Annotated in this window: 6 protein-coding genes; 2 read left to right on the plus strand and 4 right to left on the minus strand. The window is 74.0% G+C overall.

The features are described 5' to 3' along the window. Window positions 1-12 precede the first annotated feature (12 nt). A complete protein-coding gene (locus tag TR46_RS19085; protein ID WP_063770622.1) occupies window positions 13-429 on the minus strand; it encodes a YrdB family protein in 417 nt (138 codons plus the stop codon). Then, on the minus strand, window positions 426-4,532 hold the full coding sequence (locus TR46_RS19090) for a glycoside hydrolase family 84 protein (protein ID WP_052432928.1): 4,107 nt from the start codon (window positions 4,530-4,532) through the stop codon (window positions 426-428). The genes TR46_RS19085 and TR46_RS19090 overlap by 4 nt, the downstream gene beginning before the upstream one ends. A 323-nt stretch (window positions 4,533-4,855) precedes the next feature. Between TR46_RS19090 and malQ the strand changes: the two genes are divergently transcribed. Next, window positions 4,856-7,093: a 4-alpha-glucanotransferase gene (gene malQ / locus TR46_RS19095; protein ID WP_236655389.1), complete on the plus strand. Its 2,238-nt coding sequence runs from the start codon at window positions 4,856-4,858 to the stop codon at window positions 7,091-7,093. Window positions 7,094-7,100: 7 nt separating this feature from the next. Here malQ and pepN read toward each other — a convergent pair whose 3' ends face one another. Next, a complete protein-coding gene (pepN, locus tag TR46_RS19100) occupies window positions 7,101-9,698 on the minus strand; it encodes an aminopeptidase N (RefSeq protein ID WP_042402601.1) in 2,598 nt (865 codons plus the stop codon). Between the two features lie 107 nt (window positions 9,699-9,805). Here pepN and TR46_RS19105 point away from each other — a divergent pair, with 107 nt between their 5' ends. Continuing rightward, window positions 9,806-10,495, plus strand: coding sequence for an alpha/beta hydrolase family protein (locus TR46_RS19105; RefSeq protein WP_042402605.1), 690 nt, complete (start codon window positions 9,806-9,808; stop codon window positions 10,493-10,495). 15 nt (window positions 10,496-10,510) lie between these two features. Here TR46_RS19105 and TR46_RS19110 read toward each other — a convergent pair whose 3' ends face one another. Further along, complete coding sequence (locus TR46_RS19110) at window positions 10,511-12,127, minus strand: outer membrane protein assembly factor BamB family protein (RefSeq protein WP_042402609.1); 1,617 nt, start codon at window positions 12,125-12,127, stop codon at window positions 10,511-10,513. Window positions 12,128-12,571: the final 444 nt, after the last annotated feature.

Genomic DNA, 12,571 nt, shown 5'->3' on the forward strand with positions numbered 1-12,571 from the left:
TCGAACCCTTCGTCACCCGTTCAGGCCGGTGACGGAGGGTTCGATGCTGTCCGGGCCGGCGTCGTCCCTCCCTGTACGGAAGAGGGCGTTGCGATCGACGGTGGCCACCGCCGTGTTCACCAGGGCGACGACGCCGAAGGCGATCGCCCAGCCGCCGTGGCCGATCAGGCCCAGGCACACCGCCGCACCGCCGAAGACCAGCACCTTCACCAGCAGCACTCCCGGCAGCGGCACCCGGAACCTGGCCCGGGGCGCGGCGACCAGCCCCCACAGCACCATCCCCGCGGCCGGGGTGCCGAGCCCGAGCAGCAGATGGACCGGCACCCCGCTGCCGGTGCTGAAGCCCCACCAGGCCAGGACGGCGAAGGCGGCCAGTTCCAGCAGGAAGGCCAGGCCCTCGTTGGCCAGGTGCAGTTGTCTGGGTATCACTCGGCGGCCCCCGGAGTCGGCGGCCCGGCCGATGCGCTCGGGTCGGCGCCGGTGGTGGAACCGTCCGTCGGACCGGTGCTGGGCGACGTGGAGACCGGGTCCGACGGCGAGGCTCCGGACGTCGCCCCGACGGACGGCGAGGCGCCGGCGCCCGGGCGGGGGGAGGCGGAGGCGGTGCCGCCGGGGGTGCTCGGCGGGAGGCCGGTGCCGGTGGTCTGTGTCCCGGCGACGGCATAGAGCTCGAAGCCGAACAGCGAGTAGCCGAAGCGGGTCCCGCGCTGCACCCCCTGCATCCGGACGTACCGGACATTCGGTGCGTTGAAGTGGACTGTCTCGTCGCCGCCCTGACCGTCCAGCACGGTGGCGGCCGTGGTCCAGGTCACCCCGTCCGCCGAGGTCTCGATGCGGTACTGGGCCGGGAAGGTGTCCGGCCAGTGCAGCACCGCCTCGCCGACCGTGGCCGGCTGCGCCAGCTCCAGCTGGACCCAGGCGTCGTCCTTGGCGGGGGAGAACCAGCGGGTCGTCGCGTCGCCGTCGTTGACACTGCCCGCCGGGAAGTCCGAGTCCTCGTCGCCCGAGGAGGTGGCGGTGGCGGTGCGTGCCAGATCCGGTCCCGAGGTGCGCGGATACACGTTCACCTGCACGCTCTCGCTGACCTGCTGGCCCCCCTTGGCCGGGGTGAACACCACCGGCACGGTGTAGCTGCCGGTGGGGGTGGCGGCGTCGGCGGTGATCCGCAGGGCGGTCGTCGCCGTGCCGCCGCGGGGGAGCAGCACCGTCTTCGGCGTGGTCACGGTGAGGCCCTTGAGCCCCTTGGGCAGCTGGGCGGTGAGGGTGCCGGAGGCGCCGGAGAAGCCCAGCGCCTGCAGGCTTGCGGCCAGGTCGGCCGCGCTGCCGCCGGCCTCGACGTCCACGCTCTGCTGGGGCAGCTGCAGCGCCGCCACCGGGGTGTCCGCGTACCAGGGGACCACCTGGTCGACCACCGGCGGCGGACTGCCTGCCGCCCAGACCAGACGGATCTGGTCGATGTCGACCCGCGGGTCGGTGGCCAGCTCGGTGTAGCCGGGGGTGAGCGCGCCGATGCGGACCCAGCCGGCCTTCGGCGCCGCCGTCCCGCCCTTCGCCGTGTCACCCGCCGCCGTCTTCGCCGGCAGCTGGTGCACCTCGATCCAGCCCTCGGCCGCCACGGTCGGGTCGGTCAGCACCACCACCCGGCTCAGCGCCCGCGCGGTGCCCAGGGTCACCGCCAGCGCGTCCCCCGCCTGCGGCGCGGCCACGGCCTTGTACGCGGTGTCGAGGTCACCGTCCGTCACATTGGAGACCGGGAAGCCGGGCAGGCCCACCGGGCCGCCGCTCGCGGTCAGCGGGGTGCTCGGCGCCGTCACCGTGAACTCGCGCACCGCCACCGCGTTCGCCTGCGTCGCCGTGGCCCGCAGCCGCACGTAGCGGGCGGTGGTGCCGGCGGGCAGGGTCGCCTTGACGGTCATCTGATCGTGGTACGTGCCGGCGGTGTGCCAGCCGCCGTCGCCGTCGGAGTACTCCAGCACGGCGTCGTGCAGGTAGTCCTGCGCCGCCGGGCCGCCGTCACCGGACCCCATCTGCACCGAGACGGTGCCGACCTGCTGCGTGCTGCCCAGGTCGACCCCGATGGTGTCGGACACCTGCGGCGGGGCGTCGCTCCAGTAGTAGGTGCTCGCGTCGCCGTCGACCATCAGCGCGGGGTCGTGGTCCTGCGCCGTGCCCAGGGTGCCTGTCGGCACCGTCGGGGAGCCGCCGAGCCCCGCCCAGCTGTTCGAGGCCGCCAGCGCCCGCTTGAGGAAGGCGTCGAGCACACCGCTTCCTATGGTGGCGTCCGACTGGGACAGCTGCTGCATCAGCTGACGCAGCTTCAGCTGGTCGGCCCAGGCCGTGGCGCCGGCCCCGGCGCGCTGCGCCGTGAGCATGTCCACCGCCGTCTGCCCGGCCCGCCCGTACAGCGCCAGCTGGGCCAGCCAGTCGCCGTCCTCGGCCGCGACGGCGCTGCCGCCGGGGTCCGTCCCGGCGCCCAGGTCCGCGGGCGCCTGCGCCATGGTGGTGAAGGCCGCCCGCAGCGCCACGGCGGAGCCGTTGCCGCCCAGGGCCGACCAGAAGGCGCTCATCAGCGGGCGCAGATAGGCGGACTCCTCCTGGTCCGGCGACGAGGTCGACGCGACCGGGGTCGAACTCGCCTGGAAGTCGCCGGTCTTCGCCGCCTGCGGGGCCAGGTTCTGCGCCGGGGAGGCGCTGTTCCCGGCCAGCGCCGCCAGCGCCGCCACCACCGTCGGCCGGCCCGACGCCAAGTCCTGTTCCGCCGCCCGCCAGGACGCCCGGGCGTCGTAGCCGGTCGGGTTCCAGGCGTAGTCGGCCGCGGTGAACAGCGGTATCCGCGAGATGACCGGCTGCTGCATCGCATTGACCAGCAGCGCCGCCGACCCGGTGGCCACGCCGCTGTCCCGGCCGGCGTAGGGGCCGAGGTAGAGGCGGTCCGGGGTGGAGTCGTTCGCCAGGTAGTTGTCCTGGGTCACCAGCGGGTGCCCGAAGGCCTGTGCGGCGCTGCTCGTCTGACTGCCGGTGATGGTCGACGGCTGCACGCCCACACCGGTCCAGGCCACCTGCACCGCCGGGTCCAGGTCCTTGGCCAGCGCCGTACGGTACGGCGTCGCGCCGTCCTGGTAGTACTCGGTGGGCAGCAGCATCAGCGGGGCCGCGTCCGGGTGCGCGGAGATGAAGCGCTTGAGTACCGCCGCGGCCAGGTCGCTCTGCGCCCGGGCCGTCGCCGCCGCGCCCCGGCCGTAGCGGGACACGTCCGCGTCGCAGTGCCAGTGGCTGAAGCTGCTGTCCTGGAACTGCAGCTGGAAGGAGCGGAAGCCCAGCGCCCAGAGCGACTCCAGCTTGCTGATCAGCGCGTCCTGGTCCTGCTGCGAGCTGAAGCAGACCGAGCCGCCCAGCGACAGGCCGTAGCCCAGGGTCACATGGTTCAGCGAGGCGGCCTGACCCAGCGTCCGCAGTTGCTGCTGCTGGTCGGCGGGGTACTGCTCGCGCCAGCGCGAGGAGCGGAACGGGTCGTCGCCGGGGGCGTAGAGGAAGTAGTTCTGCTTGGTGCGGCCGAGGAAGTCCACCTCGTCCAGGGTCTGCTGGGCGGTCCAGGGGGTCCCGTAGAAGCCCTCCTCGGTTCCGCGCACCGGCGTCGTCGGCCAGTCGCTGACCCGGACGCCCGGGAGCCGGGAGCCGCCGGCGGTGGTGACGAACAGCTGCCGCAGCGACTGGGCGGCGTTGTAGGTGCCGTCGGCGTCCACCCCGGCCAGCACGGCGGCGCCGGCGGTGCCCCCGGCCACCTGCAGCTGACCCACCGCCAGCACGTAGCCGCCGGCCGGCAGCCCGGCCGGGCTCAGCGGGGACTCGGTGCCGCCGGCCGCGGCGATGCCGCGCAGGGCCCGGTCGGCGGCGCCGCCTGCTCCCTCGGCCAGGCCGCCGACATAGACGGTGAGAGTGCCGGGCGCCGGGTCGCCGGTCGAGGTCGCGGTCGACGCGTCGATCTGCTTCACCCCGGCCGCGGTCAGCGCGGCCCGCACCTGGGCCAGGGCGCCGGGATCCGCCTTGGGCGCGGCCACCACCTGGACCCGGGCCGGCACGGACACGGCCGCGCCGTAGGACTCCTGGGACTGCGGGCGCGGATAGATCTGCGGGGTACCGGCCGCCGTGCCGTTCACGTCGGTGCTGGTCGCCGTACCTGCCGCGGCGCCCGTGGCCGGGGTCGCCGCGAGCGCCTGCTGGGGACCGGCCGCCATCATCCCGCCGACCACGGCCGCCACCGTCAGCGCCGCACTGGCCCGCAGCGCGGTCCCGCGCCGCCGGGTCCGCGACGCCGCGACGCGCACCCGGTCCAGCAGCGGCTCGGTGCCCTTGAACTCCGAGATCAGCCGGTCCGCGGTGGCCGGCGCCAGCCGCCGCGCGGTACGGGCCGCGGTGCGCCGGGCGCTGAGGGCGGCACCCGAGTAGACCACCGACTGGAGGGCGGAGCTCTGCTCCAACTGCCGCCGAAGGCCGCTGCCGACGGTGGCGGGGAGGGAAGGCCGGTGCTCCACGCGGTCTCCTGGTGCCTGCGTCAGTGAAGGGGGCGGGCTAAGACCATCAGAGAGCCGTGTCCACTGTCAACGATCGCGTTCCCGCGACGGAGGGCGCTCCGATTTCCGGGCCGACCGGGGTGAACCCTGGCGCTCCCGGTGTCGTCCTACCCCATACCCGGGTAGGAGCTTGGGCGTCCACCGCGTTCGGCTCGCGCCCCCCGGACCGCACCGCCGCATGTGCCGCATCGCCCGACACCGCACCGTCCGCACCCTTTCGATCCGCACCCTTTCGATCCGCACCGCGTCCACCCGTGCTGTGCCTCCCTCGCCGAGGAGCCCCTGTGGCCACTGCCGCCCCCGTCCCCGCCGACGTGCCGTCAGCATCCGCCGAGTCCGGCGCAGCCGGCCCCGCGCTGCTCGCGCTCGCCCGTGCGCACGGTGTCGACTCCGTCCGGGAGGGCCCGGACGGCCGTGCCGCCGTCCCCGGCGACACCCTGGTCGCGGTCCTCGCCGCGCTGGACGTCGACGCCTCCACCCCGGACGCCGCCGCCCGGGCCCTGGACGCGCTGCACCGCCGCACCGCGGCCCGGCTGCTGCCCCGGGTCGTGGTCACCCGGACCGGGCAGCCGCACGACCTCACCGTTCCCGTCGACGCCGAGGTCTGGATCGAGTTCTCGGACGGCCACCCGCCGCGCAGCCTGGACCACCGCCCCGCCACCGGCCGGATCCCCGGCGACCTCCCCCCGGGACGGCACACCCTGTGCGCCCGCCGCAACGGCCGCGCGTCCGCGGCGCCGCTGCTGGTCGCCCCGGCCCGGCTGCCGGGCGTGCGGCAGCGCAGTTGGGGCTTTCTGGCCCAGCTCTACTCCGTGCTCTCCCAGCACTCCTGGGGCATGGGCGACCTGGGCGACCTGGCCGACCTGGCGCAGTGGGCCGGCCATGCCCACGGCGCCGGCTTCGTCCAGGTCAACCCGCTGCACGCGGGCCTGCCCGCGACGCCCGGCGACGTCACCGACCCGTCCCCCTACCGGCCCTCCTCCCGCCGTTTCGCCGATCCGGTGCACCTGCGGGTGGAGGCCGTCCCGGAGTTCCCCTACCTCGACGCCGCCGCCCGCGACCGGGTCCATGAGCTGGCCCGGCACGGCGCGGCGCTGCGCGACGCGGTGCTGCTCAGCGACGGACTGGTGGACCGTGACGCCACCTGGACACTCAAGCACGAGGCACTGACACTCCTGCACCAGGTCCGCCGCAGCCCCGGCCGGGAAGCCGCCTACCAGGCCTTTCTCCATCGCGAAGGGGCCGGCCTGGACGCCTACGCCACCTGGTGCGCGCTGGCCGAGGCGCACGGCCCGGCCTGGCGCTCCTGGCCGGCCGGGCTGCGCGACCCCGGCTCGGCCGCGGTCCGCCGGGCCGCCGCGGAGCTCGCCGGACGGGTCGAATTCCACCGCTGGCTGGCCTGGCTGGTGGACGATCAGCTCGCCGCCGCCCAGGCCGCGGCCCGCGGCGCGGGGATGCGGGTCGGCCTGATCCACGACCTCGCGGTGGGCTGCCACCCCGAGGGCGCCGACGCCTGGGCCCTGCAGAACTGCCTGGCCACCGGTATCTCGGTGGGCGCGCCCCCGGACGCCTTCAACGCCCGCGGCCAGGACTGGGGCCTGCCGCCCTGGCGTCCCGACGCCCTCGCCGACGCCGCCTACGAGCCCTACGCCGCGCTGCTGCGCGGTGTGGTCAGGCACGCCGGCGCGCTGCGGATCGACCATGTCATGGGGCTGTTCCGGCTCTGGTGGGTGCCCGAGGGCCGCCCGCCGACCGAGGGCACCTATGTCCGCTACGACCACGAGGCGATGCTGGGCGTGCTCGCGCTGGAGGCGGAGCGGGCTGGCGCGGCCGTCATCGGCGAGGACCTGGGCACGGTCGAGCCGGGCGTCCGCGAGCAGTTGGCCGACCGGGGCATCCTGGGCACCTCGGTGCTCTGGTTCGAGCGCGACTACAGCGACGACGCCAAGGGCACACCGCTGCCGCCGGAGCAGTGGCGGGAGCAGTGCCTGGCCACCCTGACCACCCACGACCTGCCCAGCACCGCCTCCCGCCTCAGCGGCGAGCACGTCGAACTGCGGCACCGCCTCGGCCTGCTGACCCGTCCGCTGGCCGAGGAGCAGGCCGACGCCGAGTCGGACGTCGAGGAGTGGCTGGGCGAGCTGGCCGGTGAGGGACTGCTCTCGGTCTCGCCGTACGGCGACGGCCCGGCCGCCGACCTCGCCGACCCCGCCGAGGGCGGGGCCGCCCCCGAGGCGGTCGCCGCGCTGCACCGCTACCTGCTGCGGACCCCGGCCCGGCTGCTGGGTGTCTGGCTCCCGGACACCCTCGGCGACCCCCGCCCGCAGAACCTCCCGGGCACCTCCACCGAGTACCCCAACTGGCGCCTCCCCGTCGCCGACGCCCAGGGCCGCCCGGTCTCCCTGGAGCAGATCACCGCCTCCCCCCGCACCGGGGCCCTCACCGCCGTCATGAACGAGAAACCGGCCCCCGCCCCCCACACCGTCGAAGCGGAGGGGGAGCAGGGGCCGGCCTACAGTTGACCGACCGTCAGCCCTTCGCGGCCGCCGCCCGGTCGGCGGCCTGGGCGCGCAGGGCGCGCTCCACCCCGTCCCGGGACTCCACGACCATGCGGCGCAGGGCCGGGGCGGGGTCGGCGGAGGCCAGCCAGGCGTCGGTGGCGTCCAGGGTCGCCTGCTCGACCTGCAGCGACGGGTACAGTCCGACGATGATCTGCTGGCCCATCTCGTGCGAGCGCTCCTCGAAGACCCGCTTGATCGCGGCGAAGTACTTCGCCGTGTAGGGCGCCAGCAGCTCCCGCTGCCCGGTCTGCGCGAAGCCGTCGATCACGGCCTCCTGGACGGTGTTGGTCAGCGTCTCGGCCTCGACCACCGCGGCCCAGGCCTCCGCCTTGGCGGCCTCGGTCGGCCGCGCGGCGCGGCAGCTCGCAGCGTGCTGCTGCCCGGCCGCGGTGTTGTCGCGCACCAGCTCGGCCGCCACGGCGTCCTCGCCGGCCCGGCCGGTCGCGGACAGCCGCTCCAGGAAGGTCCAGCGCAGCTCGTCGTCGACGGTCAGCCCGGCGACGGTGCTGCTGCCGTCGAGCAGCGCGGCCAGCAGGTCCAGCTGCGCGTCGGTGCTCGCCAGCGAGGCGAAGGTGCGGGCCCAGGACAGCTGGTGGTCGCCGCCGGGTTCGGAGGAGCGGAGCAGCTCCAGCGCGGTGTCGGCGAAGCGGGCCAGGCCCTCGGCGCGCCACTCCGGGTCGGCGTAGAGCTCCAGGGCCAGTTCGGTCTGCCGCTGCAGCGACTGGACCACGCCGATGTCCGACTCCCGGCCGACGCCGCTGAGCACCAGGGCCAGGTAGTCGCGGGTGGCCAGCTCGCCGTCGCGGGTCATGTCCCAGGCGGAGGCCCAGCACAGCGCGCGCGGCAGCGAATCGGCGAAGTCGGCGATGTGCGCGGTGACATTGGCCAGCGACTCGGGGTCCAGGCGCACCTTGGCGTAGGAGAGGTCGTCGTCGTTGAGCAGCACCACGGCGGGCCGCTTGCGGGCCGAGGGCAGCTCGACGGCGGTCAGCTCGCCGTCCACGTCCAGCTCGAGCCGCTCGGTGCGCACCAGCGCGCCGCTGTCGTCCAGGTCGTAGAAGCCCACCGCGATGCGGTGCGGCCGCAGCACCGCCGCTCCCTTGGCACCGGCCGGCAGCGCCGGGGCCTCCTGGCGGATCGAGAGCGAGGTCAGCACGCCGTCGGCGTCCACCTCCAGCTCGGGGCGGAGGATGTTGATCCCGGCCGTCTCCAGCCAGGCCCTGGACCAGGAGGCGAGGTCGCGGCCCGAGGTCTCCTCCAGCGCGCCCAGCAGGTCGCTGAGCCGGGCGTTGCCCCAGGCGTGCCGCTTCATGTAGGCCTGCACGCCCGCGAAGAAGGCGTCCTGGCCGACGTAGGCCACCAACTGCTTGAGCACCGAGGCGCCCTTGGCGTAGGTGATGCCGTCGAAGTTGACCTGGACGTCCTCCAGGTCGTTGATGTCCGCCATGATCGGGTGGGTGGACGGCAGCTGGTCCTGCCGGTAGGCCCATGTCTTCATCTGGTTGGCGAAGGTGGTCCAGGAGTTGGGCCACTTGGTCCCGGGCGCCTCGGCCATGCAGATGCCCTCGGCGAAGGTCGCGAAGGACTCGTTCAGCCACAGGTCGTTCCACCACTCCATGGTGACCAGGTCGCCGAACCACATGTGCGCCAGCTCGTGCAGGATCGTCGTCGCGCGGGCCTCGTAGGCCGCGTCGGTCACCTTGGAGCGGAACACGTACTGGTCCCGGATGGTGACCGCGCCGGCGTTCTCCATCGCTCCGGCGTTGAACTCCGGCACGAACAGCTGGTCGTACTTGCTGAACGGGTAGACCGTGTCGAACTTCTCCTGGAAGTAGGTGAAGCCCTGCTTGGTCACCTCGAAGATCGCCTCGGCGTCCAGGTAGGGCGCCAGCGAGGGGCGGCAGTACACGCCCAGCGGCACGCTCTGGCCGTCGGCCCCCTGGTAGCTGTCGAACACCCCGGTGTACGGGCCGGCGATCAGCGCGGTGATGTAGGTGGAGATCCGCGGGGTGGCCGCGAAGCGGTGCACCTCGGTGCCCTCGGCCTCGCCCTTCTCCGGCTCGGGGGAGACCTCGTTGCTGATCACCTTCCACCCGGCGGGGGCGGTGACGGTGAACCGGAAGGTGCCCTTGAGGTCGGGCTGCTCGAAGGAGGCGAACACCCGCCGGGCGTCCGGGACCTCGAACTGCGTGTAGAGGTAGGTCTGCTGGTCGACCGGGTCGACGAAGCGGTGCAGCCCCTCGCCGGTGTTGGTGTAGGCGCAGTCGGCGACGACGCGCAGCTCGTTCTCGGCGGCGAGCGACGGCAGCGCGATCCGGCTGTCGGCGAACACGGCTGAGGGGTCGAGCGCGGTGCCGTTCAGGACGACCTCGCGCACGCTCGGCGCGACCAGGTCGATGAAGCTGGACGCGCCCGGAGTGGTGGCGGTGAAACGGACCACGGTGGTGGACCGGAACGTGCCCCCGTCGGTGGCCGTGCTCAGGTCGAGCTCGATCTCGTACGCGTCCACTTGGAGGAGCTGGGCCCGGGTACGGGCCTCCTCGCGGGTCAGGTTGGTGCCAGGCACGCTGCGTGACTCCTTCGTCTCGGTGTCTGTCCGGCATCCTCCCATGTCGCACGGACGGTCGACCGTGCCTCCGCGCACGGCGAACCTCCCCGTCCTAGGGTGCCCTCATGAACGCTCCCACCAGGACCGTGGTCAGCACGGTCGACACCCCCGCCGGGGACGCCCGGATCACCTCCCACCCCGCGCTCACCGACCGGCCGCTGGCCGTCCTCGCGCTGGGACACGGCGCCGGCGGCGGGATCGAGGCCCCCGACCTGCGGGCCCTGGCCGCTGCGCTGCCGCCGCTCGGGGTCACCGTCGCCCTGGTGGAGCAGCCCTGGCGGGTGGCCGGCAAGAAGATCGCCCCGGCCCCGAAGACCCTGGACGCCGGCTGGCTCCCGGTCCTGGCCCGGCTGCGCGAAGGCCCCGCCGCCGGGATCCCGCTGATCAGCGGCGGCCGCAGCGCCGGGGCCCGGGTCGCCTGCCGCACCGCCGAGCAGGCCGACGCGGACGCCGTGCTGGCCCTGGCCTTCCCGCTGCACCCGCCGGGCAAGCCGGAGAAGAGCCGCGCCGCGGAGCTGCTCTCCTGCCCGAGGCCGGTGCTGGTGGTCCAGGGCGCCACCGACCCCTTCGGCGGCGGCCCGGACTTCCCCCCGCTGCCGCCGCACCAGCGGCTGCTCGCACTCCCGTACGGCAACCACTCCTTCGCCGTCCTCAAGTCGGCCCCGATCAGCGGTGAGGAACTGCTGACCCGGATCACCGACGCGGTGGCGGCATGGGCCCTGGGACCGGCGGTGCGACCGGTCCCAGGGCCCTGAGCACCTGGGGAAGACCTACTTGTGGTACTTGGACACCGCGGCCTCGTCGCCGTAGCTGCTCAGCGCGATCAGGCCGCCGTCGGCGGTCGCGTAGAGCATCCCGTCCGAGAAGGTCCAGCCGTCGGTGTCGGACGGCAGCGCGCCCAGCACGGTGGACTTTCCGGTGGCCGGGTCCAGGCTGACGAAGTGCGGCGAGCCGCTGTAGGACCCGGTGGACAGGGCGAAGAGCTTGCCGTCCCCGGTGGACTCGGCCAGCAGCGCACCGTGGTTGCTCTCACCGTCGTACGTCCACGCCTCGGTACCGGTGGAGAGGTTGAAGGCGACGATGTTCCCGGCCGTGCTGTCGCTGCTGGACGAGCTGGAGTCCTCCTGGCCCTGCACCACCAGCATCTGGTTCGGCAGCGACGCGGTCACCTGGTGGTACTCGTCCACCTTCAGGTTGGGCGCGTTCAGCGTCTTGCCGCTGTTGCCGCTGCTGTCGTAGACGTTCAGTGAGGCGACGCTGTTGCTGGAGACGATCGCGACCAGCGGCGAGCTGTTCAGCAGGCTGTTGATGTCGGTGTGGTCGTTCTCGGACTTGCGCCAGAGTTGCGCGCCGGTGCTCGCGTTGACGGCCGTCAGCGTGTAGGACGGGCTGACGTCCGCGCAGTAGTCGTCCACCAGCACGATGCCGGTGGTCGCCACCGCGGACTCGTTGCAGTAGTCCCCGCGCGCCTTCAGCGCCCAGACCTGCTTGCCGGTGCCGATGTTGAAGCCGCCGATCCGGTCGCCGCTGACGACCGTGGCCACCGAGCCCTGGATGTAGGTGCTGGCCGACATCGCGACCGAGTGGGTCGCGTCGGTCAGCGGGACCGTCCAGAGGATCTTCCCGGTGTTCGAGTCGACCCCGGCGAAGACGGAGCAGGAACTGTCGTCCGTGCCGAAGGCCATGGTGCCGACGCCGGCGGCGGTCGTCGTCGGCGACATGGCGCAGGGCGTCATGGCCGAGGACGGCGGAGTGAGCGTCCAGCTCTTGCTGCCGTCGGAGACGGCGTACGCGGTCACGCCGGTGGTCGAACTGGACCGGACCAGCGTGCTGGTGGTCAGCCAGGAGCCGATGAGCCGGTCGTCCGAGCCGGCCGCCGGCACCGACCACGACTTGGACAGCGTGTTGGCGTCCTTCTTGCTGCCGTTGTTGGCGATCATCACACCGACCACGGCGATGCAGACGACGACCAGCACACCGGCGATGATCCCGGCGATCGCGCCCCCGCCCAGCCCGCGCTTCTGCGGAGGCGGCGTCATATAGCCGCCCTGCTGCTGGGGATAGCCCTGCTGGGGCGGGAACCCCTGCTGCTGCTGCGGGTAGCCCTGCTGCGGGGCCGGGTAGCCCTGCTGGGGATAGCCCTGCTGCTGCGGGGGGTAACCCTGCGGGTAGGCGGGCGGCGGAGTCTGCGGGGTCTGCTGCTGGGGATAGCCGTAACCCCCGTGCTGCGCAGAGGGGTACGCCCCGGTCGCCCCGCCGGCCGGCCACGCCCCCGGCCCGGGCTGCTGCGGAGCCTGAGGATGCTGCTGCTGCGGTGGCTGGGGCTGCTGCTGCGGCGCGGGCGGCGGCGTCCCGGGGTTGTACGTCTGCGTCGGCGCGTAGGCCATCCCCCCGTCCGCCGCAGGCGGGGGAGCCTGCTGCGGCACCCCGGGCGTATACGTCTGCGTGGGCGCGTACTCGGGCGGCGGCGGCGCGCTCGACGAGCCGTCAGCTCCCCCCGGCGCTGCCCCTGGTCCTGCTCCGTTGTCCGCCATGCCCCCGTACGCCCTTTCCTCGACACCTCGACTCCGCGGGCCATGCTACGAGGTCCCGGCCCGTCAGCTGCCCTCGGGGCACGTCAGGGTCACGTCAGCCCCGACGGTGGGAAGGAACAGGGGCGCGGGGAACTGCGCGACAAGCCACCCTCCGGCGGCAACTCGCTCGGCAGACCCCCGCACCCCACCCCCGCAGCGCGGCTACCCCCGGGCGGCGTCCCGCCGTTGCGCCCGCAGGGCCCGCCCCAGGTCGTCCCGCCCCTCCAGCCCCCACCGCCGCAGAGCCGGGCGCCGCCC

The sequence above is a fragment of the Streptacidiphilus carbonis genome (assembly GCF_000787775.1).
GTDB lineage: Bacteria > Actinomycetota > Actinomycetes > Streptomycetales > Streptomycetaceae > Streptacidiphilus > Streptacidiphilus carbonis.